Source organism: Alcaligenes faecalis, assembly GCF_005311025.1.
GTDB classification, from domain to species: domain Bacteria; phylum Pseudomonadota; class Gammaproteobacteria; order Burkholderiales; family Burkholderiaceae_B; genus Alcaligenes; species Alcaligenes phenolicus.
In genome coordinates, this window is the sequence record NZ_CP031747.1 from 1,270,229 (window position 1) to 1,295,548 (window position 25,320).

Genomic DNA, 25,320 nt, shown 5'->3' on the forward strand with positions numbered 1-25,320 from the left:
GCCTGGGAGATCTGATCATGCTGTCCACTTGCCTGCCCTTGCCTACCCGCAAGCGTAATGAAGAGTGTGTGACGCCGCAGTATTCACTGTGCTTGTATCTGAAGGTGCACTACGAAGAACTGCTGCGGCAATTGACCATCCGCCTGCGCTGCCGCGACCGCGCAGCGGATGCCTTGCACGACACCTGGTTGCGCCTGCATGACAGCCGGGAGATCGGGCCCGTTGCCAACCCGCGCTTGTATTTGCTGCGTATGGCCAGCAACCTGGCGATTGATGAATGGCGTGCCGAATCTGGCAGAGGGACGCTGGTACCCCTGGAGGAACTGGAAGAGCATCAGCAGATTTCCCCCATGCCGGGGCCAGAGTCCAGCCTGATCGGCCGATCTTTGCTGTCCGTCCTGATCTACGCCATCGAGCTGTTGCCCCGCCAACGTCGCGCCATCTTTCTGGCGGCCCGGCTGGAAGAACAGAGCCTGAGTGTGGTGGCCGAACGCTTCGGCGTCACCACCAGCAAAGCACGCAACGAGCTGCGCCGGGCTGAGGCGCATTGCGAACAGGCGTTGCTGGGAAATTGGACGGAGCTGCGACAGGGGCGCAAGGCCTGTGTAACACCACCACCGACCATGACGGCCGGGTTTGGCTGGATGGCGGAGCCGGTGGGATTTTGAGGCTTTTATCGCTAATATCGATAATTTAATTTTATCGATATTGTCGATATTTGTTGTTTATCGAGATAATCGATATACTCAAATTATCGACATTAGCGATAAATAGATATGTACATACTTTCTACTAGTGATCAGCTTGGTTATCAGCTTGTTGCTCGACGCAAGGCTTTAGGTCTGACGCAGCAGGAAGTCGCATCTCGTTTGGGGATCAGCCAAAATCGTTTGTCCGAACTGGAAAGTCAGCCGAGCCAGTTAACCGTTGAGCGATTGTTAGCCTTGACTGGTATTTTGGGGCTGGAGCTAGCCATACAACAGCGCTCTCAAGCCCCTTTAAGTACAAGTGAATGGTAGCCATGGCGCACCGTTCACAGCAACGCCTATTGGGTTTATGGGCGAATGGCCTTCGGGTAGGGACTTGGCAAGTAGCCGCCAATGGCGAGGATAGACTGACTTACGACCCTGTTTGGCTCGTATCATCACAAGGGCGTCCCTTATCGCTTTCTTTGCCGTTCACTATTGATAACGCGCCTTTGCGTGGTCCTCAAGTACGAAATTATTTTGACAACCTGCTACCAGACAGTGATGTAATCCGCCGTCGCCTGCAGACACGATTCAGAACATCCAGCACAGATGCTTTTGATTTGCTAACGGCTATCGGGCGTGATTGTGTTGGAGCTATTCAGCTGCTTCCCGAAGGTGAGGAGCCCGATGATGTCTTTGATATTCAGGCTTGTCCTTTAAACGAGGCTGAAATCGCTAACGCTTTGAGGGCGGCTACTGCTGCACCGTTGGTCTTGGGGCAACAGCAAGCGTCTGATGAAGACTTCAGAATATCCTTGGCAGGAGCCCAGGAAAAAACAGCCTTTTTATGGCATCACGGACAATGGTGTCGACCTGTTGGATCTACTCCGACAACGCATATCTTCAAACTACCATTGGGCTTGGTGGGGGGCCGCCAAGCGGATATGCGCAGTTCTGTAGAAAATGAATGGCTGTGTGCACAGATTTTGCGCGCCTTTGATTTACCTGTCGCTAACTGCGAGATGGCCAGTTTTGAAGAGCAAAAGGTATTGATCGTTGAGCGTTTTGACCGGAAGTTGGCTGTACAGTCTTATTGGCTGAGGCTGCCACAGGAGGACTTTTGTCAGGCAACAGGCAAGTCTCCTGATGCTAAATACGAGGCCGATGGCGGGCCGGGCGTTGTTGATATCGCGCGTATTTTGCAGCTGTCTGAAGCGAGGGAGCAGGACTTGCGTACTTTGCTGACAGCACAATTAGTGTTTTGGATGTTGGCAGCGACTGATGGGCATGCGAAGAATTTTTCGATTTTTCTATTGCCTGGTGGCCGTTACCGCTTGACGCCTCTGTACGATGTTTTGTCGGCTTGGCCAGTCACGGGTACTGGACCGAACAAGTTGGATGTGAATCGTCTCAAGCTGGCCATGGCCGTTCGCGGGAAAAATACCCACTACCGATTGCGTGATATTCAGCGCCGGCATTTCAACCACATGGCCCGACTGTGCGGGTGGGGAGAGAACATGGAGGGCCTGATCAAGGATTGCTTAGGACGAGTCCCGCACGTGTTGGAGGTGGTCGCCCAGCAGCTGCCTGCTGAGTTTCCTATGGAAGTGTTTGAGGCAATTGAACTGGGAATGCGTGAGTCCGCCAAGCGCTTGGAGGCGATGCCAGCGACACTGCTGTAGGCAAAGCATGCTGTCTGATGATCGATAGACGAGGTGTCCGAGGCAGGTAGGGCAGATTTCCATACTGAAATGAAAATGCTTCACGTCGTGTGTATGGGCTAGAGTCTGCGCATCTGGCAAGTAGAAAAACAAAAAGCCCAGTCGTTTGACTGGGCTTTTTGCTTGAATTCTTGGTGGCCTGGGGCGGAATCGAACCACCGACACAAGGATTTTCAATCCTCTGCTCTACCGACTGAGCTACCAGGCCAACGTGTACTGCTCGGTAAAAATAGAACTATACCACGTTTTTTAATTTGTGCGCATAGTACAACAAAAAATTTATGCATCTTTTCGACTTCAAATTTGCCGTACCCCTAGGGGGAGGCCCTTTTCAGCGAAAAGAGGGCTGCATAAAGGAGTGCAATTGTAATCACAAAAGGGCAATTCAAGTAACATTTTTGGCAAAATTGCGGCTTGCGGCGTAAAATCACTTAAATTTCATGCGTTTTGCCTTTGCAAAATTGCCAGTCTTGGTCTTTTCAGGGCTATAGCCTGTACTGCTCATGTCTGTAGATGTTCTAACCTTCGGTCTGAATCATGTGTCCGCGCCCGTTGCCGTGCGCGAGCGCGTTGCGTTTCCGATCGATGTGTTAAAGCCTGCGCTTGATACCTTGCGTGCCACGTTTGGCACCGGTGTCCGTGAAGCAGCTATCCTGTCTACCTGTAATCGCACCGAGATCTACTGTGCGGCCGAGCCCCATGTGGCAGAACGTCTGCCCGAGTGGATGGCAGACTTCAACAGTCTGCGCTCTGCCGAGCTGACCCCCCATCTGTACCGCTACAACCAGAACGAGGCCGTGCGCCATGCGTTCCGTGTTGCCAGCGGTCTGGACTCCATGGTCTTGGGCGAGCCCCAGATTCTGGGTCAGATGAAAGATGCCGTGCGTGCCGCCAATGAAGCCGGCTCGCTGGGCACCTTGCTGCATCAATTGTTCCAGCGCACCTTCTCGGTGGCCAAGGAAGTCCGTACGCAAACGGCTATTGGTGCCCATTCGGTGTCCATGGCTGCCGCGGCTGTTCGTTTGGCCGAGCGTGTGTTTGGTGATCTGAGCCAGGCCAAAGTGCTGTTTATTGGTGCTGGGGAAATGATCGAGCTGTGTGCCACGCACTTTGCAGCAGTGAATCCCTGTAGCATCGTGGTCGCCAACCGTACTCAGGAACGGGCTGAAAGCCTGGCCTCGCGCTTCATGGCCAGCACCATGAAGCTGGCTGATGTGCCTGATCGTCTGGCAGATTTTGACGTGGTGGTGTCCTGTACGGCCAGTACCTTGCCCATTCTGGGTTTGGGTATGGTGGAACGAGCCGTGCGTTCGCGTCGTCACCGCCCTGTGGTCATGGTTGATCTGGCCGTGCCACGCGATATTGAAACCGAAGTAGGTCGCCTGGACGACGTGTACCTGTATACCGTCGATGATCTGGGCCGCTTTGTGCAACGGGGTGCCGATGCCCGTCAGGCCGCTGTGGTGCAGGCTGAAGCCATTATTGACACCCAGGTGCAGCATTACATGCACTGGCTGAGTACCCGTGCGATTGTGCCGGCCATTCTGGATGTGCAGCAGTCGGTCGAAAAAGTACGTCAACACGAGCTGGAGCGCGCGCGCCGCATGTTGGCCCGTGGTGATGATCCAGCAGAAGTCATTGAAATGCTGGCGCATGGCCTGACTCAAAAGTACATGCACGGCCCGATGGCTGAATTGACGCGCAGTGAAGGTTCCGAGCGCGAGCAATTGTTGAATCTGCTGCCTCGCCTGTTGCCCTCGACCACCCGTCGACGTTAGCGTTTGGGCTGTTGTCTGTTCACCGACTTTCCTGCGGTGCAGCCCGATAGCTTTGAACTGCGCCCAGACCCTCTGATTTTCCCTTTAGGCTGTTCCCTATGAAAGACTCTATGCGCAGTCGGCTTGAGCAATTGGCTCGCCGTCTGCATGAAGTTGATGCCATGCTTGCCGAGCCTGAAATTGCCAGCAATATGGACGAGTTTCGCAAACTGTCGCGCGAACGTTCCGAGCTGGACCCTGTTGTAGCAGCATTCAAAAGCTATGAGGCTGCCGAAGGCGATCTGCAAGCGGCCCAGGACATGATGTCCGACCCTGAATTGAAGGAAATGGGCGAGGAAGAATACAAGTTGGGCAAGGAACGTATCGCTCAACTGGAAGATGAATTGCAAATCCTGCTCCTGCCGCGCGACCCGGACGACACCCGTAACGTGTTCATTGAAATCCGCGCCGGTGCCGGTGGGGATGAAAGCGCTTTGTTTGCCGGGGATTTGCTGCGCATGTACATGCGCTATGCCGAAAACTGCGGCTGGCGTACGGAGATCATGTCTGCCAGCGATTCGGAAGTGGGTGGTTACAAGGAAGTGATCGTCCGAATTGAAGGCCAGGATGTGTACGGGCGTCTGAAGTTCGAGTCCGGTGCGCACCGTGTGCAGCGTGTGCCTGAGACTGAAGCTCAGGGCCGCATCCATACCTCTACGTGTACCGTGGCCGTGTTGCCCGAAGCCGAAGGCCTGGCTGAAATCACCATTAACCCCGCTGACTTGCGTGTGGACACCTTCCGCGCCAGTGGTGCTGGTGGTCAGCACGTGAACAAGACGGACTCAGCTGTCCGTTTGACTCATTTGCCTACAGGTTTGGTGGTGGAGTGTCAGGACGACCGTTCCCAGCACCGTAACCGCGAAAAGGCCTTGCAGGTGCTGGCCGCGCGTCTGAAAGACAAGCAGCAGCGTGAGCAATCTGACAAAGAAGCCGCCGAGCGTAAAAGCCTGGTCGGTACGGGTGACCGCTCCGAGCGCATCCGCACCTACAACTTCCCGCAAGGCCGCATGACGGATCACCGTATTAATCTGACCTTGTACAAGCTGGGCTACATCATGGACGGCGATCTGGACGAGCTGATCAAGGCCTTGCTGTCCGAGCATCAGGCCGGTTTGCTGGCTGATCTGGCGCAGGCGTGAGCATGAACCTATCCGGTGAGCAGGCCGTGTCCTCAATGGCCACGCCTGCCGATTCTCCACGTACCTTGCGAGCCTTGCAGCCGCTAAGTCCCTTGCCGCGCCTGGAGCGCGACATGCTGTGGATGCAGGTGCTGGGCGTCGGTCGTTCCTGGTTGATTGCGCACGATACGGACGAGTTGCCGCTGGACAAGATCCAAGCCTATCAAGCACTGGAAGCCCGCCGTGTGGCGGGCGAGCCCATGGCGTATATCGTCGGTGTGCGTGAATTCATGGGTCACGAGTTTCTGGTGTCGCCCTCGGTGCTGATTCCTCGCCCGGATACCGAAACCCTGGTCGAGCGTGCCTTGGAGCGCGTGCAGCATATCCAATCTCCCCGCATTCTGGATATGGGCTGTGGCAGCGGTGCCATTGCGGTTTCTCTGGCGCTGGCCCGTCCCGATGCCCATGTGGTCGCCAGTGACATCAGCACACTGGTATTGGCGCAGGCGGGCTTAAATGCTCAGCGTTTGTGTGGGAAAGTCGAGTTTTGCCTGGGGAGTTGGTACGATGCCGTGGCAGGCCAGGAACCTTTTGACCTGATCGTGTCCAACCCTCCATACATTGCAGTGGATGATGAACATCTGGCGCAGGGCGATGTGCGGTTCGAGCCGCGTCAGGCACTGACAGATGGCTCTGACGGCTTGACGGATTTGCGTACAATAGTTCAGGGAGCCGGGCCGTATCTGCGTCCTGGTGCTAGTCTTCTCATGGAGCACGGCTGGGATCAGGCCGACCATGTGCAAAATATGCTGCGGCAGGCAGGGTTCAAACAGGTCATCAGTTATGAAGATCTGGCAGGAATCCGGCGGGTCACAGGTGGACAGTGTTAATTCTTTTCTTAAGAGAACATCATGAGTGAAGTTCAAGATTTCATCCGCGAAACCGTAACGGAAAACCCCGTTGTGCTGTTTATGAAGGGCACAGCTCAAGCTCCTCAGTGTGGTTTCTCCGCACGCACCGTGCAGATTCTGCGCGCTGTTGGCCTGAGCCAGGTGGTTGTGGTCAACGTGCTGGACGACGCCGAAGTGCGTCAGGGCATCAAGGACTTCTCCAACTGGCCCACCATCCCCCAGCTGTACATCAAGGGCGAATTCGTCGGCGGTTCGGACATCGTGTCTGAAATGTACGAAAACGGCGAACTGGAAACCATGCTGCGCGAGGCTGGGGCTCTGGAGTGAGCACCAAGCGACGCCTGGTCATAGGTATGACCGGGGCTACCGGGGCGGTCTATACCGTGCGCCTGCTGCAAGTGCTGCAGTCCTGTCCGGATGTGGAAACCCATTTGGTGATCTCGCCCTCCGGGGTGCTGAACATCAAATATGAGCTGGATATCGGCAGGCACGAGATTCAGGCTCTGGCCGATCAGGTGCACAGCTTCCGCGATGTGGGTGCAACCTTGGCCAGTGGCAGTTTTCCTACGGCGGGCATGGTGATTGTGCCGTGCTCGATGCGTACGCTGGCCGCCGTGGCGCATGGTTTGTCTGACAACCTGATTACCCGGGCTGCCGACGTTACCTTGAAAGAGCGTCGTCGTTTGGTGATGATGGTGCGCGAAACGCCATTCAATCTGGCGCATTTGCGTAATATGACGGCCGTAACGGAAATGGGCGGGATCATCTTCCCGCCTATGCCCGCTTTTTACCTGCGACCCAAAAGCATCGACGATATTGTCGATCACACGGTGATGCGGGTGTTGGAATTGTTCGATATTCAGGTGCCCGGTGAACGCTGGGATGGTTCGCAAAAACCGAGCTAAGGCCTGATAATCTTTCAGCGGGCGCAAAAAAAAGCCCCGATATAAACCTCCACAATCTGGATGTCATTCCAGACGCTAGCGGTTTATATCGGGGCTTTTTATTGTCTGTCGCTTGTGTATTGGCAGGCGGCAAGCGCTACGCTAAGCCGCGTGTCATGTTTATTGGCCGGAACGACGCTTGCTCATGAACACAATCTGCTGTTCACCAGAAGCGGCAGGTTGAGCGGGTGTGAAGGCATCCTGACGCACGCCCGGAGTAGCTTCGTCGTTATCTTCCTCAAAGCCTGCGGCCAGCAAACTCTCGGGCAGGTGATCGTCAAAATAATCCTGATCAAAGCCTTTATCGCCTTCCGGATCGGCCTGGCCTGTGACCTTCAGGTCTGCAAAGTTATGCAGCTTGGGGTCCATCAGGTGCGAAGGCACCACGCGAGTCAGGGCACCAAACACGTTCCAGGAACGGTGCGGGAATTTCTTGTCCCAGTCCGCAATCATGCGGTTGATTTCCTGGCGCTTCAGGTTTTCCTGTGAGCCGCACAGATTACAGGGGATGATGGGGAATTCTTTGAGCTTGGCGTAGGCGATCAGGTCCTTCTCGGGCACATAGGCTAGAGGACGGATCACGATGTGCTCGCCATTGTCCGACATCAGCTTGGGCGGCATGCCCTTCATACGGCCACCGTAAAACAGGTTCAGGAAGAAGGTGGCCAGAATGTCATCACGATGATGGCCCAGGGCGATTTTGGTAGCACCCAGCTCCTTGGCGACACGGTACAAGATGCCGCGACGCAAACGCGAGCACAGCGAGCACATGGTCTTGCCTTCGGCAATCACGCGCGTCACCACCGAGTACGTGTCCTGAGTTTCGATGTGATAGGGCACGCCCAGCTTTTCCAGATACTCGGGCAGGATGTGGTCAGGGAAACCGGGCTGTTTCTGGTCCAGGTTCACGGCCACGATGTCGAACTTGATCGGAGCGCGCTTTTGCAAAGTCATCAGCACGTCCAGCAAGCCGTAGGAATCCTTGCCGCCAGACAGGCAGACCATGATCTTGTCGCCTTCCTCGATCATGTTGAAGTCACCGATGGCGCGGCCCACCTCACGCATGATGCGTTTGCTCAGCTTGTTGTCATTGACGCGCTGCTTGCGTTCAGCCTTGCTGGCAAACACGGGAGTCTCGGTTTCGGAAGGAGGGAGGGTGCTGGTGTCTTGGGACATAAGGAAAAGCGGAAAGAAGTGTCGTCGTAGCTCCGGCCAGAGGCGGGGCAGGGGGCTTTAGCGGCTGCGTTCAATCTCGATGCCGACGGCATCACAGTCGGCAAAGGCCTCGGGTTTGCTGGCGCGGATTTTAACGCGTTCCACGGTCGGGAAATCATTCTGGATGCGATCAGCCAGGCGCTCTACCAGTGTTTCCAGCAGATTCGTGTGTTCCGTGGTGCTGACGTCGATCAGTGCCTCGCGCAGCTGACGGTAGTCCAGCACGGTACCAATATCACTGTCTTCTACGTCTTGTGTAATGGTGGTGTCGAATTCGGCATCAATATGCAGGGGCTGGCGGTGAACCAGCTCGTGGTCCAGCATGCCGATAGAGGCTTGCACCACCAGATTGTTGATAAATATACGGCGTGTCGTCATGGCAAAAACAAAGTATCAGGCCCGCCGGGTATGGCGGGCCTGTGAAGTCAATCAGGACTGGCGGCTCAGGACGCATTCGTCCAAGGCAGGACGCGCCAGTTGCAGCGTGAAGCAGTGTAGTTCATCGCGGCGGAAGGCGTGGACCTGAACGGTTTGACCCGGCTCGTAAGCGGCCAGCAGACGCTCCAGGCTCGCCGTGTCGCTGACACGCAAGCCGTCAATCGCGACCAGGGCGTCACCCGCAGACAGGCCTGCTTGATGCGCTGCACCATCAGTGAAGACGGTAGCCAGCTGGCATTGGCCTGCGCTTTGGCGCAAGCGAGCGTTCAGGCTGGGCAGCTTGGAGGAGGCTTGCCATTCCAGCTTCAAGCCTTGTTCGGCCAGCCAGGGTTTCAAGGGCAGGTCCTCGCAGCCTTCAACGTAGCGAGCAATGAAATCCGTGGCGTCGTAGCCGGTGGCTTCCAGGATCAGGGCAGGCATGGCATCTTCAGGAATGCCTTCTGGCTTGCCTTGATAGAAGTCACGACCATAGCGCTCCCACATCAGCAGCATCACATCGTCCAGACTCTTGGCTTGCTGGGTATGGCTGCGAATGCACAGGTCCAGGCCCAGGGCGATCAGTGCGCCCTTGCTGTAATAGCTGACCAGTGCGTTGGGGGAGTTCTCGTCCTGCTTGTAATAGCGCGTCCAGGCGTCAAAAGAGCTTTGTGCGGCGGACTGCTTGAAGCGCCCGGGGCCACGCTCAACGGCATTGATGTTCTTGGCCAGCAGCTTCAGGTAGTCGGCTTCGCTCAGCACGCCCGAGCGCAGCAGCATCAAATCGTCGTAGTACGAGGTGAAGCCTTCAAACACCCATAGCAAGCGGGTGTGGTTTTCACGGCTCAGGTCATAGGGTGCGAAGACGGCGGGCTTGATGCGTTTGACGTTCCATGTATGGAAGTACTCATGGCTGATCAGGCCCAAAAAGGTCTGGTAGCCCGCGCTTTTCACCGATTTGTCCTGGCTCTGGGTAGGCAGGTCTCGACGCGAAGCCATCAGGGCGGTCGAGGCGCGATGCTCCAGCCCGCCGTAACCGTCATCAGTCACCATGGTCATGAACACGTAGCGCGAGCTGCAATCCAGGAAGGGCGCGCGACGGGTTTCAGGTTCGAAAAATGCGATTTGCTCGGCACAGATTTTCTCTACGTCACGGGCAATGCGGGGCAGGTCCAGGTTCGGGATGACGCCAGTAAAGACCAGTTCGTGTTCAGCGCCGTGTGCAAAGAAGCTGATGACCTGGGGGGTACCCATCTCAATGGGGTGGTCGATCAACTCATCGTAATTGCTGGCGCGGTACAGGCCAAAACCATAGCGCTCTGCCGCGCCTGGCATGCCGGTGGCCTCGGGCAGGCTGGTGTAAACCTGCCAGTCTTCCATGTCCTCGTTGGACATCAGTTCCAGCAGGCACGGCTGTTCAGTCTGGCCCTCAACGGCCAGCAGGGCGCTGGTGCCATTAAAGAAAGCATGGGTCTGATCAATATGCGCGCCTCGTACGGACAGGTCCCAGGCATAGACCTGGTACTGAATGCTCAAGGGGCCCTCGCAGGGTTCGCACTGCCAGCGATGGTTGTCCAGCTTGCGGATGGAAACCGGCTTTTCGCCGAAGAAGGCGGCTATGCTTTCGATCTGACGCGAGAAGTCGCGGATCAGGTAGCTGCCAGGGATCCAGGCCGGAAGGCTCAAGATCTGGCCATCTGTTTGGGGGGAAGTGATCTGTATCTGGACAGTCAGGCGGTGGCCGGCGAGATCTGTCGGCTCGGCACGGTAAAGTACGGGTGTAGGTTCCATTCCCCTATTCTATTTAATTTTTCTGGGAGTCAGCATGAACGAACCCTTAGTCAAAGCAGAGGTGCATGGTCGTGTTGCTTTATTGACATTAAATCGGCCCAAGGCTTTGAATGCGCTCAATAACGAGCTGATCGCCGAGTTGTATGCCCTGTTAAAGAAATACGATGCCGACAACGAAATCGGTTGTATCGTGCTGACCGGTAACGAAAAAGCCTTTGCCGCCGGTGCCGATATCGGCGCCATGAAAGACTGGAATTACCACGATGTCAGCTCCCAGGACTATCTGGGTGGCCAGTGGGAAGAACTGCGCCGTTTCCGCAAGCCCATCATTGCCGCCGTCGCTGGCTATGCCTTGGGCGGTGGCTGCGAACTGGCCATGTTGTGTGACTTCATCATTGCCGCTGACTCCGCTCGTTTTGGTCAGCCAGAAATCAAGCTGGGCGTGATTCCCGGTTTTGGTGGTACGCAGCGTCTGCCCCGTGCCGTGGGCAAGGCCAAGGCCATGGATCTGATTCTGACTTCGCGCATGATGAATGCCGAAGAGGCCGAGCGCTCCGGTCTGGTGTCGCGCGTGGTGCCTGCCGACAAGCTGATTGAAGAGGCGCTGGAAGCCGCAACGGTTATTTCCAGCATGTCCTTGCCGTCGGTCCTGATGGCCAAAGAGTGTGTGAACCGTGCTTTTGAATCGTCACTGGAAGAAGGGTTACTGTTCGAGCGTCGTAACTTCCATGGCTTGTTTGCCACTGACGATCAGAAGGAAGGCATGCGTGCTTTTGTCGAGAAGCGCAAGCCCGAGTTCAAGCACCGCTAAGTTTCTCAATCGCTGATAAAACAAGGGGTGTGTTGTAAAATTGCTGCACTGCAATGTTACAAAATAAGCTTACCCCTTGATGCCATTGAGATTGCGTAAATCAGCCTTGCATTAAGTATCAAACAAGCAAGGCTGAATTTGCTTACAACAAAAAAAAGACGCTATACTTTATGGGTTTGACGACACCGGCTTTTGAAAGGGGCCGATAATATTGCGCGGATGGATTGGCCAAGGCCTTTGCAGTACATCCACCCACACAACGTTATCTGATTGTTTCCTACTATGAATCAGCCGATTTATCAGCAGACAGGCACCACAGCCACGGTGCAGGCAGCAGGGGACAAGCCACCATTTCCGGAACCCGTAGTACTTACACCCGAGCAACGTAGCCGCATGGCTCGCCGGGCAGGGCAAGGAATTGTGCGCACACTTGTTGCCCAAGCTTTTATGGGTCTGGTGGCAATTGGCCTGTCGGCATGGATTTCCGGCGCATATGCAGCAGCCTCAGCACTGATTGGTGCGGCTGCTTATTTTGTGCCTAACGCATTGTTCGCATTGCGTCTTTTGCTGGGTTTGATGGGCGGCGGCAACGCCGGAGCGCTTTCCTTCTTCTGGGGGGAGGCATTCAAACTCGGTTTTGCGGTATTGACACTGGCAACGGCTGCCATGGCAAACACGGGCTGGTTAGTTTGGCCTGCCTTGCTCTTTGGCCTGCTGTGTGTCTTGAAGGGATATGTGCTGCTGCTGTTTTTCCGCAAGCTGCCATAACGAATTTTTGTTTCACGGGCTCGTCCCATAACGTATACATCACAGGGTAAATACAGATGGCTGCTGCTAGTGATATTTCGCCTCAGTCAGGGTACATCCAGCATCACTTGGTTCACTTGAACAACTTGGGTGAAAAACAGGATGTTCTGGCCAACTTCGGTGTCATTAACTACGACTCCATGTTCTGGTCCCTGCTGATGGGTCTGGTTGTGGTTTTCTTTCTGTGGCGCGCCGCTTCGGCCGCAACAGCCGGCGTACCAGGCCGCTTGCAGTCTTTTGTAGAAATGCTGGTCGATTGGGTTGAAGACCAGGCCAAATCCATTGTTCCTAACGCTGAGTCCCGGAAATTTGTCTCGCCCCTGGCGCTGACCGTGTTCCTGTGGATCGTCATGATGAACGTGCTGGACTTGCTGCCCGTTGATGGTCTGGGCTGGATCTTCATCCAGACCGGTCTGGCCGCTGAACATGGCGACCCTCTTTACTACCACCGTATTTTGCCAACCGCTGACTTGAACGTGCCTATGGGCATGTCCATGGGCGTGCTGCTGCTGATGTTCTACTACGGCATCAAGATCAAGCACCCCGGCGGCTTCGTCAAAGAGCTGTTTACTGCACCGTTCACTGCCACAGGCCTGATGGCTGTTGTGCTGGCACCTTTCAACTTCTTGCTGAACTGCATCGAATACGCGGCCAAGTCCGTGTCCTTGGGCATGCGGTTGTTCGGCAATATGTTTGCCGGTGAACTGGTTTTCATGTTGATCGCTCTGCTGGGTGGCGCATGGACAGGGTTTAATGGCGCCAGCCTGGGACTGGGTATCGGTCACATTCTGGCCGGTTCTGTGTGGGCAATCTTCCACATTCTGATTGTGTTGCTCCAGGCGTTCATCTTCATGATGCTCACCCTTGTCTATATTGGACAAGCACACGAAGGCCATTAATCCGATTCCGACTGGACAATGGTGTCTGGTTGGGGGGAGCAGGCCTGGCCTGCTAACGCTTTGATTTTTTTGAATTACACCTGATTTTTAACCAAGGAGTTGTCATGACCAACGTAGCTCTCGTTGCTCTTGCTTGCGGTATCATCATCGGTCTGGGCGCTTTTGGCGCTTGCATTGGTATCGCCCTGATGGGTGGTAAATATCTGGAAGCATCGGCTCGTCAGCCTGAACTGATGAACGCTCTGCAAACCAAGATGTTCCTGTTGGCCGGTCTGATCGATGCTGCTTTCCTGATCGGTGTCGGTATCGCCATGTTGTTTGCATTCGCCAACCCATTCGTTGGGTAATAAGGCGAGTCCGTTGCCGCTTTTGGCAGACGGGCAGGCAGTCGTCGTTAGCGGTGTGTTGCTCGGTTTGATCATGCACCGCTTGTCGACTTGAACATACATGTGTCAGGACGCATACCGCTTCCTACACACGTGGTATTGAAGGGATACGACCGTGAATTTAAACGCGACTCTCTTTTTTCAGATGATCGTGTTTTTCGTTTTGGCCTGGTTTACGATGAAATTCGTATGGCCGCCACTGACGAAAGCAATCGATGATCGTCGTCAGAAAATCGCTGATGGTTTGGCTGCTGCCGATAAAGGCAAGGCCGATCTGGCACAGGCCCAAGCGCGTATCAGCCTGATGGATGCTTCGGCCAAGTCCGAAAACCATCAACGCATTGTCGACGCTGAAAAACAAGCGACTGCTCTTTTGGAGCAAGCTCGTCGTGAAGCCGAAGCCGAAAAAGCCCGCATTATTGCGCAGGCCCAGCAAGACGCTAACCAGGAAGTGCAACGTGTACGTGAAGGTCTGCGTAGCGAAGTGGCTGCCTTGGCCGTCAAGGGTGCCGAGCAAATCTTGCGACGCGAAGTTGACGCTAATGCGCACGCCCAGCTGCTCGAGCAGCTCAAGGCAGAACTTTAACATCAAGGCAGGCCATGGCTGAACTATCGACTATTGCCAGACCTTACGCCGAAGCCCTGTTCGCCGCCGTGCGCGACGACAGCCAGGGTCTCGAATCGTGGTCGGCCCTGTTGTCCGAAATGGCTCAGGTGGCCGGTCTCCACGATGTGCGCGAGGCACTGAACGATCCGCGCCTGAATAACGGGCAGCGACTCGAACTCTTTACGGGCCTGGTTAAGTCACAGGTCACCGAAAAGGCTCGCAACTTTCTTCAATTGTTGGTGGATAACCAGCGCATCTTGCTGTTGCCACAAATTGCAGAACAGTTTGATCTATTGAAACACCAACTCGAAGGCACGGCGCAGGCACAGATTATCAGTGCTTTCCCGATGGCTGAGGCTCAGGTTGCTGAGCTGACCGCTGGGCTGGAGAAAAAGTTTGGCCTGAAGCTAAAACCGACTGTGACCGTCGACGCTGACCTTATCGGCGGTATTCGGGTGATTGTTGGTGACCAGGTGCTCGACACTTCCGTGCAGGCCCGGCTGGCCAGCATGCGCGATACGCTGACCGCATAGCGCGAGTCAGTAAACAGGATTTCAGGAGTCTGAACATGCAACTTAATCCGTCCGAGATCAGCGAACTGCTCAAGAGCCGCATCGAAGGCCTGGGTGCGTCGACTGACGTTCGTACACAAGGCACGGTCGTATCCGTGACCGACGGTATTACGCGCATCCACGGTTTGTCCGATGTGATGCAGGGCGAAATGCTCGAATTTCCGAACAACACGTTCGGTCTGGCCCTTAACCTCGAGCGCGACTCTGTCGGCGCCGTGATTCTGGGTGAATACACCGGTGTTTCCGAAGGCGACGCAGTTAAAACAACTGGCCGCATTCTGGAAGTACCCGTTGGCCCCGAACTGCTGGGTCGTGTGGTTGATACTCTGGGTATGCCTATCGACGGCAAGGGCCCGATCAACGCCAAGATGACTGACGTCATCGAGAAAGTGGCTCCTGGCGTTATCGCCCGTGAGTCCGTTTCCCAGCCCATGCAGACCGGCACGAAAGCCGTGGACTCCATGGTGCCAATCGGCCGTGGTCAGCGCGAACTGATCATTGGTGACCGTCAGACCGGCAAGACTGCCGTGGCTGTGGACACCATCATTGCTCAAAAGGGCAATGGCGTTAAATGTATCTACGTTGCCGTGGGCCAAAAAGCCTCCACGATCAACAACGTGGTGCGCAAGCTCGAAGAGCACGGTGCTTTGGAGTACACAATTGTTGTGGCCGCCTCGGCTTCCGAGTCCGCTGCCATGCAATACCTGGCTCCTTACTCCGGTTGCACCATGGGTGAATACTTCCGTGATCGTGGCGAAGACGCCCTGATCATTTATGACGACTTGACCAAGCAAGCTTGGGCCTACCGTCAAGTATCCCTGTTGCTGCGTCGCCCACCAGGCCGTGAAGCCTACCCCGGTGACGTGTTCTACCTGCACTCCCGTCTGCTCGAGCGCGCTGCTCGTGTGAACGCCGAGTACGTAGAAAAATTCACTAACGGTGAAGTGAAAGGCAAGACCGGTTCGTTGACCGCACTGCCTATCATTGAAACGCAAGCCGGTGACGTTTCCGCTTTCGTTCCAACCAACGTGATTTCGATTACTGACGGTCAGATCTTCCTGGAGTCCGACCTGTTCAACGCTGGTGTTCGTCCCGCTATTAACGCCGGTATTTCGGTGTCCCGCGTGGGTGGCGCTGCTCAAACCAAGGTCATCAAGAAACTGTCCGGCGGTATTCGTACCGACTTGGCTCAGTACCGTGAATTGGCTGCGTTTGCTCAGTTCGCTTCCGACCTGGATGACGCAACCCGTCGCCAGCTGGAACGTGGTAAGCGCGTGGTCGAACTGCTCAAGCAGCCCCAGTACCAGCCTCTGGCTGTGTGGGAACTGGCCGTGAGCCTGTACGCTGTGAACAACGGTTACTTCGACGATCTGGAAGTCGCTCAGGTTCTGCCTTTCGAGAAAGGCCTGAAAGATCACCTGCGCAGCAAGTTCGCTGCCCTGGTTGAGCGTATCGAAAGCAAGAAGGAACTGGTTAAAGAAGACGAGGCTGAGTTGGTTACAGCCATCCAGGACTTCAAAAAGCACGGCGCTTTCTAATCATTGTTGGCAGGCGCCGGAAACCCCGGCGTCATGATTAGCGGGAGTCGACAGCCTAGTCTGGCTCCCGATAATGCCCTTACAGGAAAGTGTGATGGCCGGAATCAAGGAAATTCGTACTAAGATCAAGAGCGTGCAAAACACGTCCAAGATCACCAAAGCCATGGAGATGGTGGCGGCATCCAAGATGCGCAAGGCGCAAGAGCGGATGCGTGCTGGTCGTCCCTATGCAGACAAGGTGCGCGAGATTGCTTCGCATCTGATGCAGGCGCACCCCGACTACACTCACCCCTACATGGTTGAGCCTGCCGAAGTCAAATCGGTAGGTATCGTGGTTGTCAGCACGGACAAAGGTCTGTGTGGCGGCCTGAACACCAATATTCTGCGTCTGGTACTTGCGCGTGTTCGCGAGTTTGAAGACAAGGGTATTAAGGTTCAGACAACGGCTCTGGGTGGTAAAGCTGCTGGAACATTGGCGCGTGTTGGTGCCAATCTGGTTTCTCAGGAAGTGGGCTTGGGCGACGCGCCTAACCTGGAACGTCTGATTGGCGCTATCAAGGTGCAGATCGACGACTTCGTGGAAGGCCGCATTGATGCTGTTTATCTGGCGACCAGCCGCTTTGTCAATACGATGAAGCAGGACCCAACATTTATTCGCTTGCTGCCTCTGCCTTCCGGTCTGAAAGATCCTTTCCAGGCTGGTGATCAGGTAGTCGCTCAAGAAAGCGCTAACTCTTCCGAATACGGTTGGGATTACATCTACGAACCCGATGCCAAGTCGGTTATTGACGACTTGCTGCTGCGTTACGTAGAGGGTCTGGTGTATCAGGCCGTTGCCGAGAACATGGCCTCTGAGCAGTCTGCCCGTATGGTGGCCATGAAAGCCGCTTCGGACAACGCCAAGACCGTTATCGGTGATCTTCAGCTGGTCTATAACAAGACCCGCCAGGCAGCGATTACGAAAGAAATCTCTGAAATCGTGGGGGGTGCCGCTGCTGTGTAATCACGGCAAGGCACACCATCAAAGTTATATTGCAAGGACTCAACATGAGCAACGGTACCATCGTTCAGTGCATCGGCGCCGTGGTGGATATTCAGTTCCCCCGCGACAGCATCCCTAAAGTCTACGAAGCATTGACGCTCGTTGACGAAAGTTCGGCTTTCGCAGAAAAAGGCCTGACTTTTGAAGTACAGCAACAATTGGGTGACGGTGTAGTTCGCACCATCGCCATGGGTTCCAGCGACGGCCTGCGCCGCGGTATGGAAGTGGCCGGTTCGGGCGCTCCTATCTCCGTGCCAGTCGGTGTTGGTACTCTGGGCCGCATTATGGACGTTCTGGGTCGCCCGATCGACGAAGTCGGTCCTATCCAGTCCGACGAGCGTCGCGCCATTCACCAAGCCGCTCCTACTTTCGACGAACTGTCGCCTTCCGTAGAGCTGCTGGAAACCGGTATTAAAGTGATTGACCTGGTTTGCCCGTTCGCCAAGGGTGGTAAGGTTGGTCTGTTCGGTGGTGCCGGTGTGGGCAAGACCGTGAACATGCTGGAGCTGATCAACAACATCGCCAAGGCACACAGCGGTCTGTCCGTGTTTGCCGGTGTGGGTGAGCGTACCCGTGAAGGTAACGACTTCTACCACGAAATGGCCGATGCTGGCGTTATCCAGATGGACAACCTGAGCGAGTCCAAAGTGGCCATGGTGTTCGGTCAGATGAACGAACCTCCAGGCAACCGTCTGCGTGTGGCACTGTCCGGCCTGACCATGGCCGAGAAGTTCCGTGACGAAGGCCGTGACATCCTGTTCTTTGTGGACAACATCTACCGCTACACGCTGGCCGGTACCGAAGTGTCCGCTTTGCTGGGTCGTATGCCTTCCGCAGTGGGTTACCAGCCTACGCTGGCCGAGGAAATGGGTAAGCTGCAAGAGCGCATTACCTCCACCAAGACCGGTTCGATTACGTCCATCCAGGCCGTTTACGTTCCAGCCGATGACTTGACTGACCCATCGCCTGCTACGACCTTCCTGCACTTGGACTCCACTGTTGTGTTGTCGCGTGACATTGCTGCTCTGGGTATTTACCCCGCTGTGGACCCTCTGGACTCCACCAGCCGTCAGCTGGATCCACAAATTGTGGGCGAAGAGCACTACGCAGTGGCTCGCGGTGTTCAGCAAACGCTGCAGCGCTACAAGGAATTGCGTGACATTATCGCGATTCTGGGTATGGACGAGCTGTCTCCAGAAGACAAGCAGGCTGTTGCCCGCGCCCGTAAGATCCAGCGCTTCCTGTCTCAGCCTTTCCACGTGGCAGAAGTGTTTACCGGCTCGCCTGGTAAGTACGTTCCACTGGCTGAAACCCTGCGCGGCTTCAAGATGATCGTCGACGGCGAGTGTGATGCACTGCCAGAACAGGCGTTCTACATGGTCGGTTCGATCGACGAGGCTTTCGAAAAAGCCAAGACTATTCAGTAATAAGGATTACTCATGGCTAAGCTTCATGTTGACGTGGTTAGTGCTGAAGAATCGATCTTTGCTGGTGAAGCAAAGTTCGTGGCACTGCCCGGCGAGGCTGGGGAGCTGGGTATTTTGCCCGGTCACACTCCACTGATCTCGCGGATTCGTCCCGGCACGCTGAAGATCGTTATGGACGATGGCAGCGAAGAGCATATCTTTGTCGCTGGCGGCATACTCGAGGTTCAGCCTGGGAAAGTCACTGTATTGTCGGATACCGCGATTCGCGCACAAGACCTGGATGAAGCAAAGGCTCTGGAAGCCCGCAAGCATGCGGAAGAGGCCCTGCGCAACACCAAGGACAAGGCCGACATCGCTGTTGTGGAAGCCGAGCTGGCCATGCTGGCCGCTCAAGCTGCCGCAGCACGTCGCTTGAGCAACGCGCGCAAGCACTAAGCTCAAGTCGGTAGCATCCGTGAAAAAGCCACCCTTAGGGGTGGCTTTTTTGCGTTGTGATATAGCCAATTTGGCAAAGTGTTATTCAGCTTGTTTTTGCAGGAACAACAAGCTTTGTTCAATTCCCTTGCTCCAGTCCCGCTCTATGTTTTTATCCCCTAGCAGGGCATTCAGCTTGCCTTGTTCCAAGCTTGATTGGGCAGGTCGCGTGGCTGGTGTTGGGTATTGGCTGCTGGGGATAGGATGTAAAGCAGGAGACTGAGCCAGTAGCCCTAGCGTGGAGGCTTGCTTGAAAATCTCGTGCGCAAAGTCGTACCAGCTTGTATAAGGTTGTCCTGCGAAATGGTAAATACCAGATGGAGCGGAATGCGGGCTCTGTCCATGAGTTGGCTGGATCTGTTGTGCAGCCAAGCTTAATAATACTTGGCCAATATGGGGCGCGTAACTTGGGCCTCCGATCTGATCGGCCACAATACTGAGCTCAGCTCGCTCGCGCCCGAGACGCAACATGGTTTTCAGAAAGTTGTTTCCAAATTGGCTAAAGACCCAGCTGGTCCTCAAAACAATGGCTGAAGGCAGTGCGTTCAAGACAGACTGCTCACCTTTCAGCTTGCTTTGTCCATAGACACTGACAGGGGCTGTAGGGGCCTCTTCGGGGTAAGGCTGGCTTGCCAGGCCGTCAAACACGTAGTCAGTGGAGACATGCACCATCTTGATGGCGCGTTGTGCGCAAGCTATGGCTAGTAGACCAGGAGCTACACCGTTGATCAGATGTGCAAGGTCAGGTTCAGATTCGGCTTTATCCACCGCTGTGTAGGCCGCTGCATTGATGAGGACTGCTGGTTTGTACTTGTCTAATGCGTGTGAGATTGAGTCTGTTTGGGTGATATCAAGCTCATCTCGACCAAGCAGAACCAGATCGCTGTCCTGAGGAGCGAGCTTGTGTATCCATTGCAGGGATTGTCCAAGCTGGCCTTGAGCGCCTGTAACAAGAATAAGAGTGCGTGACATGGGTGCTCAGGTTTTCTGTTGCGTCGCCAGCTCTTGGAGGCCTGGGTACTGTGTATCTTTATCAGATAGCCTTGGGTTCTGGATTGGCCACGCTATTGCCACTTCAGGGCAGTCCCATGCAAGTCCGCCCTCGTCCTGGGGGAAGTAGTAGTCGGTGCATTTATAGGTGAAGTCGGCAATTTCGGACAGAACGCAAAATCCGTGTGCATAGCCTGGGGGAATCCAGAGTTGGCGGTGGTTGCTGTCGCTAAGCTCTACACCCACATAGGTACCAAACGTGGGGGAGGCGGGGTTGATATCGACCGCGACATCGTAAACTGCACCCCGTGTCACGCTGACTAATTTACCTTGTGGCCGGGTGCGCTGAAAATGCATCCCACGCAGAACACCTTGCTGAGAGCGGGAGTGGTTATCTTGAACGAATGGCAATGTAATGCCGGCTTGGTCACGATACCGTTCGACACTGAATGTCTCTTTAAAGAATCCTCGTTCGTCACCGAAGACACGTGGCTCGATGATCATGACGCCGTTCAGTGCAGTTTCAATCACCTTCATGCTTTGCTCCAGCCAGTTTCAGCAGGTATTGGCCATAGCCCGTTTTAGCCAGTGCCTGGGCTTGCTCGTGTAGCTGCTCACGACTGAGCCAACCTTGATTGAAAGCAATCTCTTCCAGACAGGCGACTTTCAGGCCTTGGCGATGTTCAATCGTGCGCACGAAGCTGCCAGCTTCTTGCAGGCTTTCGTGAGTGCCTGTATCCAGCCAAGCAAAGCCCCTGCCCAAAAGGCTGACGTGTAATTGGCCGGATTCTAGGTAAGCATTGTTGACGTCTGTGATTTCCAGTTCGCCGCGGGCAGAAGGTTTAACTTGACGGGCGATGTCGACCACCCGGTTATCGTAAAAGTACAGGCCAGTGACAGCAAAGTTTGATTTGGGTTTGGAGGGTTTTTCCTCAATCGAAATCGCTTTACCTTGTGCGTCGAACTCGACAACACCAAAGCGTTCCGGGTCACTGACTTGATAACCAAAGACAGTTGCGCCTGTTTTTCGTTCTGCAGCTTCGCGCAACATCTGGCTAAAGCCGTATCCGTAGAAAATATTATCTCCGAGAATCAGACTGACATTGTCCTGGCCGATGAAGTCGGCTCCGATAATAAAGGCTTGGGCCAATCCATCGGGTGAGGGTTGTTCAGCGTAAGACAGAGACAAGCCGTAGCGAGAACCATCTCCAAGTAGCTTGCGAAAATTAGGAAGGTCTTCAGGGGTGGAGATAATCAAGATCTCCCTGATGCCGGCCAACATCAAAACCGACAAAGGATAGAAAATCATCGGTTTATCGTAGATGGGCAGCAGCTGTTTGGATACGCCCATGGTAATGGGGTGAAGGCGAGTCCCTGACCCGCCTGCCAGAATAATGCCTTTCATGCCTTGTTTCCTATACGATCCAGACGGTAGTCGCCGCTAAGTACTCGTTCCCACCAGCCCGTGTTTTCCAGATACCAGGCCACGGTCTTGCGCAGTCCTGTTTCAAATGTTTCTTTGGGTTGCCAGCCTAACTCATTAGCAATTTTGCTGGCATCGATTGCGTAGCGTTTGTCGTGACCTGGGCGGTCTGTGACAAAAGTGATCAGATCGGCGTATTGTTTGACCCCTTCGGGTTTGGTGGGAGCCAATTTTTCCAGAATAGTACAGATACTATGTACGACTTCCAGGTTCTGCTTTTCGTTGTGGCCGCCAATATTGTAGGTTTCACCTGCCTTGCCAGTTGTAGCTACCAGCACCAGCGCACGAGCATGGTCTTCGACATATAGCCAATCTCGAATCTGATCGCCTTTGCCATAAATCGGCAAAGGCTTCCCATTCAGGGCATTCAGGATAACGTGGGGAATGAGCTTTTCGGGGAAGTGATAAGGCCCATAGTTGTTGGAGCAGTTGGTAATCAGTACCGGTAGCCCATAGGTACGGTGCCAGGCACGGACCAGATGATCGGAGCTGGCTTTACTCGCAGAATAGGGCGAACTGGGCGCATATGGCGTTGTTTCCACAAATAATTGATCTGTTCCATCCAGATCGCCATAAACCTCGTCTGTAGAAATATGATGGAAGCGGAATCTGGCTTGATCTTCAGGCTGCAAGGCTGACCAGTACTGCCGTGCTGCTTCCAGCAGGGTGTAGGTGCCCATGATATTGGTATGAATAAATGCGGCGGGTCCGTCGATGGAGCGATCAACATGGGATTCCGCGGCCAGGTGCATGATCACGTCAGGGCAAAACTGCGTGAGCAAATGGCTCATCTGGGAGGCATCGCATATATCGGCATGAGCAAACTGATATCGGGGATTGTTAGCTACCGGAGCAACAGACTCCAGATTCCCCGCGTAAGTCAGTTTGTCAACATTAAGGACGCTGTGATTCGTATCCAGGATCAAGTGACGGATAACTGCCGAGCCGATGAAGCCCGCTCCGCCGGTGACTAGAATGCGCATGAAGTGATCTCGTTAGTGCAGTTGGACAAAAGATTAGACTCGGACAGTGAGAATTAGCGATATCGTCTGGACAACAGGATAAGGGCCAAGCAGTCTACGCCGACTCGTATCGTCCATGCCAGTGCCGCGCCGATGACACCCCACCGGTTGATGCTCAAATAGAGCAGTCCTAAATAAGGCATGATCTCGGCCAGGTGCAACAAAGCTGTGACGCGTGAGTGGCCAGCTGCTTGAATGACGGTGTATGGGATTTGCGCGACGGCATTAAAGAAAAAACCGACCAACAGAATCTGCAGGACCGGAACGGCATCTCCCAGAAAGTCCTGTCCTAACCATAAAAGCAGAATCCACTTTGCCAGAAAAATGCCTGTCAGTGAAATGGCGCCACATACGCCACATAGCAGCAGGTAGGATAACCGCGTTTCATTGCCAATGCCGCTGCGTGCGCTGAGCACCGGAAAGATGGCTCTGACCACTGATCCTGGTATGGCTAGCAGTCGGGTGATTGCTTCGGCTGGCCCGGTATAGAAGGCCACGACTTTGGCTCCATTCATCGTAGAGAGCAGAAAACGATCAAAATACACCATTAAGGGGCTGATTAAATTGCTAACTGTTAGCCAGCCGCCAAAGCGGAAAAGGGTGAAAGCGGTTGCCGTTTCCCAGCGCAACAGATATTTGCGGGATGAGCCGGGTAAGCTCCAGATATAGGCGATCAGGGCAGTTAGTAAACGGCCAAAGAACAGTCCCCAGACCGCGTGGCTCAAATCAGCATGTATCCAGACGCCAATCAATGGAAAAACAGCGAGAAAAATTCCGCTGAGAGTTCTAAGCATATTGAGAAGGCGAAAATTGGACATGCCTTCCAGGTAAGAAAACCAGACCGAGCTCAATAGTACGAGAGGAAGTGTCACGGCTAGTATGGAAAAGGCTCGTGCACTGTCTGCCTGGTACTCCGGGCTGATGGAAAGCCACTGCACCAGTGTGGTATTGAACCCAGCGATCAGTAGCAATGCCAGCAGGCTGCTTGCCGCGACAAGTATGGTCGAGGTGCCCAGGATGCTATGGATGCCTGCCAGGTTGCCTTGCTCTATGGCAACGGAGCGAATGACGGCACGGCTGATACCGAGATCAAACAGGCTGGCGTAGCCAACAATTGCAAAAAACAAGGTGAAAATACCAAACTGCTCCACCCCCAGCAGACGAGCAATAACGCCCATAGCCGGAATGGCGATAATGAGTGGGGCCGCATACCCCGCTAAGTTCCAGAAGGAGTTTTTAATTAAACTCATTGCTTGGATAAGGACGCATGAGTGTTAGTAGTTTTACTGAAGCTCATGAGGCTCCAGAAAATGGAAATGGCTAGAAGAAAAAATAATAATGTATTGTTTCTTTCCATCATGTTTTGCGTGAGATTGGAGATTGAGTAAACAACTACAAGAATAGATCCATTAATGGCTGACTGTTTTTTTATCGGGTTGTTGTGGAAAATATTTTTAATAAAATTAAAAAAACAAAAAACAAATAAAGAAACTAAAAGAAATAAGCCGCTAATACCAAAATGCAGCCATGTTTCAATATAGTTGTTATGTGAGTTTGCCAGGCCGAGAATAATCGGAGCGTCGGCTCTGTTTTGTGTGAGTTGTTCCAGCGCTTTTTGATGTTCTGCATCGGACCAAGCCACAATAGGGCGCTGCTTGATTAATTCCCAGTTCGCTTGCCAGATTGCGAGACGGGCACCGATTGAGGTATTGGCGTTGCCCTCCTGGAACTGAGTAATATCTTGAGCAGCTAGTTGATATCGTTCCTGCACAAAGGAACTTTGCGTCAGCAGGGCTCCTGCCAGGATTGCCGCCAGTACGCAGCTTGTGATGCTGCGCACGGCATAGCGTTTGGGCGTGTAGGCGATAATCAGTATGGCAAGAGCAAGGGGTAGTGCAATCCATCCTCCTCGGCTGCCAGAAGCCAGAGAGGCGAATAAACCTGCGAGGGCTCCTAAGGCATAGAGAGAGGCAAGGCCGCGCTTGAACTCCTTGGCGTGCCATTGCGCCAGTAAAGCAGTCAGGCAAAATAGCCCAAGCAGGAGGGCAATATTGCCAAACTGAATTGCGCCGGTATAGCCATAAACCCTGCCATTATGAAGCTCACCGCCTAATTGTGCGTAGACTAGCCATAGAGAAGATAGGCTGCCCAATGCAAAGGAAGCCGAGATCCAGTCAGGTTTGAGTGTCGCCTTGCTCAAGGCATACAGAATGGGTAGTAGCAGCAGGTAGCGGCTGATCAGGTCAAGCTGACGGACGGCGTCGCCGTGATAAAGCCACATGGCAAGCCCGTTCAGGAAGATCAAGAGCAGCAGTACATGCAGCCCTTTGTTAAATGAGCTTGCCGGGTTGGGTTGGAGGGAGCGTAGAAAGCATAATGCCAGCGAGCTGACTAACAATAGGCCTGCCGCAATGGCATATACGTTCCGAGTCGATAGGATACTGGCGAAAAACAGTGAAAAACCCAGGTTGATACCTAAATTCGCGTATGCGGAAAAATGGAAAGAAGGTCGTTGCATGGTGGGCTGTATTGTACGCGTAGGTTTATTGGGTGTTGACCATCGTTAAACAGTCTGAAAAAGGTTGCTGTAGGTTACAATTTACAAAGCTTAGCATCCGCAGCAATCGTGAAGATGAGATAAC

The 25,320-nt window shown here is 54.3% G+C and carries 27 protein-coding genes and 1 tRNA gene; 18 read left to right on the plus strand and 10 right to left on the minus strand.

Going from position 1 to position 25,320, the window contains the following annotated elements; all coding sequences use genetic code 11:
• The first annotated feature begins 17 nt into the window (after window positions 1-17).
• The 3 genes from D0C27_RS05740 (at window position 18) to D0C27_RS05750 (ending at window position 2,371) form a co-directional block, all read left to right on the plus strand.
• On the plus strand, window positions 18-668 hold the full coding sequence (locus tag D0C27_RS05740; protein WP_137430606.1) for an RNA polymerase sigma factor: 651 nt from the start codon (window positions 18-20) through the stop codon (window positions 666-668).
• Window positions 669-776: 108 nt separating this feature from the next.
• Complete coding sequence (locus D0C27_RS05745) at window positions 777-1,019, plus strand: helix-turn-helix domain-containing protein (RefSeq protein WP_137430607.1); 243 nt, start codon at window positions 777-779, stop codon at window positions 1,017-1,019.
• Window positions 1,020-1,021: 2 nt separating this feature from the next.
• Complete coding sequence (locus D0C27_RS05750; RefSeq protein WP_115634582.1) at window positions 1,022-2,371, plus strand: type II toxin-antitoxin system HipA family toxin; 1,350 nt, start codon at window positions 1,022-1,024, stop codon at window positions 2,369-2,371.
• A 171-nt stretch (window positions 2,372-2,542) separates the two neighbouring features.
• Here the strand turns inward: D0C27_RS05750 and D0C27_RS05755 are convergent.
• A tRNA-Phe gene (locus tag D0C27_RS05755) sits at window positions 2,543-2,618 on the minus strand.
• A gap of 295 nt (window positions 2,619-2,913) precedes the next feature.
• On the opposite strand from D0C27_RS05755, the gene hemA reads away from it, so the two are divergent.
• The 5 genes from hemA (at window position 2,914) to D0C27_RS05780 (ending at window position 7,161) form a co-directional block, all read left to right on the plus strand.
• Window positions 2,914-4,188: a glutamyl-tRNA reductase gene (gene hemA / locus D0C27_RS05760; protein WP_021447198.1), complete on the plus strand. Its 1,275-nt coding sequence runs from the start codon at window positions 2,914-2,916 to the stop codon at window positions 4,186-4,188.
• 98 nt (window positions 4,189-4,286) lie between these two features.
• Window positions 4,287-5,366: a peptide chain release factor 1 gene (prfA, locus tag D0C27_RS05765; protein WP_009464100.1), complete on the plus strand. Its 1,080-nt coding sequence runs from the start codon at window positions 4,287-4,289 to the stop codon at window positions 5,364-5,366.
• Between the two features lie 2 nt (window positions 5,367-5,368).
• Complete coding sequence (gene prmC / locus D0C27_RS05770) at window positions 5,369-6,235, plus strand: peptide chain release factor N(5)-glutamine methyltransferase (protein ID WP_083054779.1); 867 nt, start codon at window positions 5,369-5,371, stop codon at window positions 6,233-6,235.
• Window positions 6,236-6,256: 21 nt separating this feature from the next.
• Window positions 6,257-6,583 carry a Grx4 family monothiol glutaredoxin gene (gene grxD, locus D0C27_RS05775; protein ID WP_003804985.1) on the plus strand — a complete coding sequence of 109 codons (327 nt, stop codon included), beginning with the start codon at window positions 6,257-6,259 and terminating at the stop codon, window positions 6,581-6,583.
• Window positions 6,580-7,161 (plus strand): UbiX family flavin prenyltransferase, encoded by a 582-nt coding sequence (locus D0C27_RS05780; RefSeq protein ID WP_080748002.1) that lies wholly within the window; start codon window positions 6,580-6,582, stop codon window positions 7,159-7,161. The genes grxD and D0C27_RS05780 overlap by 4 nt, the downstream gene beginning before the upstream one ends.
• 159 nt (window positions 7,162-7,320) lie before the next feature.
• Here the strand turns inward: D0C27_RS05780 and ttcA are convergent, their stop codons facing one another.
• The 3 genes from ttcA to D0C27_RS05795 are packed head-to-tail and all read right to left on the minus strand — an operon-like array spanning window position 7,321 to window position 10,620.
• Complete coding sequence (gene ttcA / locus D0C27_RS05785; protein WP_060185382.1) at window positions 7,321-8,376, minus strand: tRNA 2-thiocytidine(32) synthetase TtcA; 1,056 nt, start codon at window positions 8,374-8,376, stop codon at window positions 7,321-7,323.
• A 57-nt stretch (window positions 8,377-8,433) separates the two neighbouring features.
• Window positions 8,434-8,793 carry a dihydroneopterin aldolase gene (gene folB / locus D0C27_RS05790; protein WP_137430608.1) on the minus strand — a complete coding sequence of 120 codons (360 nt, stop codon included), beginning with the start codon at window positions 8,791-8,793 and terminating at the stop codon, window positions 8,434-8,436.
• A 51-nt stretch (window positions 8,794-8,844) separates the two neighbouring features.
• Window positions 8,845-10,620 (minus strand): M61 family metallopeptidase, encoded by a 1,776-nt coding sequence (locus D0C27_RS05795; RefSeq protein ID WP_137430609.1) that lies wholly within the window; start codon window positions 10,618-10,620, stop codon window positions 8,845-8,847.
• Window positions 10,621-10,654: 34 nt separating this feature from the next.
• Between D0C27_RS05795 and D0C27_RS05800 the strand changes: the two genes are divergently transcribed.
• The 10 genes from D0C27_RS05800 (at window position 10,655) to D0C27_RS05845 (ending at window position 19,144) form a co-directional block, all read left to right on the plus strand.
• Complete coding sequence (locus D0C27_RS05800) at window positions 10,655-11,431, plus strand: enoyl-CoA hydratase (RefSeq protein WP_060185379.1); 777 nt, start codon at window positions 10,655-10,657, stop codon at window positions 11,429-11,431.
• 282 nt (window positions 11,432-11,713) lie between these two features.
• The gene (locus tag D0C27_RS05805; RefSeq protein ID WP_226349147.1) at window positions 11,714-12,199 is read left to right on the plus strand and encodes an ATP synthase subunit I; all 486 of its coding nucleotides are present in this window, start codon (window positions 11,714-11,716) and stop codon (window positions 12,197-12,199) included.
• Between the two features lie 56 nt (window positions 12,200-12,255).
• A complete protein-coding gene (gene atpB / locus D0C27_RS05810; protein WP_009464115.1) occupies window positions 12,256-13,137 on the plus strand; it encodes a F0F1 ATP synthase subunit A in 882 nt (293 codons plus the stop codon).
• Between the two features lie 104 nt (window positions 13,138-13,241).
• Entirely contained in the window at window positions 13,242-13,484 is a 243-nt protein-coding gene (gene atpE, locus D0C27_RS05815; RefSeq protein WP_009464117.1) for a F0F1 ATP synthase subunit C, read from the plus strand.
• Window positions 13,485-13,638: 154 nt separating this feature from the next.
• Complete coding sequence (locus D0C27_RS05820) at window positions 13,639-14,109, plus strand: F0F1 ATP synthase subunit B (RefSeq protein WP_009464119.1); 471 nt, start codon at window positions 13,639-13,641, stop codon at window positions 14,107-14,109.
• Window positions 14,110-14,123: 14 nt separating this feature from the next.
• Window positions 14,124-14,663, plus strand: a complete 540-nt coding sequence (locus D0C27_RS05825; protein WP_003805005.1) for a F0F1 ATP synthase subunit delta — start codon at window positions 14,124-14,126, stop codon at window positions 14,661-14,663.
• Between the two features lie 35 nt (window positions 14,664-14,698).
• Window positions 14,699-16,240 (plus strand): F0F1 ATP synthase subunit alpha, encoded by a 1,542-nt coding sequence (gene atpA / locus D0C27_RS05830; RefSeq protein WP_003805007.1) that lies wholly within the window; start codon window positions 14,699-14,701, stop codon window positions 16,238-16,240.
• Window positions 16,241-16,334: 94 nt separating this feature from the next.
• Window positions 16,335-17,243, plus strand: a complete 909-nt coding sequence (gene atpG / locus D0C27_RS05835; protein WP_035270228.1) for a F0F1 ATP synthase subunit gamma — start codon at window positions 16,335-16,337, stop codon at window positions 17,241-17,243.
• Between the two features lie 44 nt (window positions 17,244-17,287).
• Window positions 17,288-18,709, plus strand: a complete 1,422-nt coding sequence (atpD, locus tag D0C27_RS05840; protein WP_035270229.1) for a F0F1 ATP synthase subunit beta — start codon at window positions 17,288-17,290, stop codon at window positions 18,707-18,709.
• A 12-nt stretch (window positions 18,710-18,721) separates the two neighbouring features.
• Window positions 18,722-19,144 (plus strand): F0F1 ATP synthase subunit epsilon, encoded by a 423-nt coding sequence (locus D0C27_RS05845; protein ID WP_009464130.1) that lies wholly within the window; start codon window positions 18,722-18,724, stop codon window positions 19,142-19,144.
• An 81-nt stretch (window positions 19,145-19,225) separates the two neighbouring features.
• On the opposite strand, the gene rfbD is transcribed toward D0C27_RS05845, so the two are convergent.
• From rfbD to D0C27_RS05875, 6 genes are read right to left on the minus strand one after another with little or no spacing between them, the layout of a single operon-like run.
• Window positions 19,226-20,155, minus strand: a complete 930-nt coding sequence (rfbD, locus tag D0C27_RS05850; protein ID WP_137430610.1) for a dTDP-4-dehydrorhamnose reductase — start codon at window positions 20,153-20,155, stop codon at window positions 19,226-19,228.
• A gap of 6 nt (window positions 20,156-20,161) precedes the next feature.
• A complete protein-coding gene (gene rfbC / locus D0C27_RS05855) occupies window positions 20,162-20,710 on the minus strand; it encodes a dTDP-4-dehydrorhamnose 3,5-epimerase (protein WP_115634470.1) in 549 nt (182 codons plus the stop codon).
• Window positions 20,697-21,578: a glucose-1-phosphate thymidylyltransferase RfbA gene (rfbA, locus tag D0C27_RS05860; protein WP_115634469.1), complete on the minus strand. Its 882-nt coding sequence runs from the start codon at window positions 21,576-21,578 to the stop codon at window positions 20,697-20,699. The genes rfbC and rfbA overlap by 14 nt, the downstream gene beginning before the upstream one ends.
• A complete protein-coding gene (gene rfbB / locus D0C27_RS05865; protein WP_115634468.1) occupies window positions 21,575-22,639 on the minus strand; it encodes a dTDP-glucose 4,6-dehydratase in 1,065 nt (354 codons plus the stop codon). The genes rfbA and rfbB overlap by 4 nt, the downstream gene beginning before the upstream one ends.
• Before the next feature lie 53 nt (window positions 22,640-22,692).
• Window positions 22,693-23,928: a flippase gene (locus D0C27_RS05870; protein ID WP_137430611.1), complete on the minus strand. Its 1,236-nt coding sequence runs from the start codon at window positions 23,926-23,928 to the stop codon at window positions 22,693-22,695.
• Window positions 23,925-25,196 carry an O-antigen ligase family protein gene (locus tag D0C27_RS05875; RefSeq protein ID WP_137430612.1) on the minus strand — a complete coding sequence of 424 codons (1,272 nt, stop codon included), beginning with the start codon at window positions 25,194-25,196 and terminating at the stop codon, window positions 23,925-23,927. The genes D0C27_RS05870 and D0C27_RS05875 overlap by 4 nt, the downstream gene beginning before the upstream one ends.
• Window positions 25,197-25,320 lie beyond the last annotated feature (124 nt).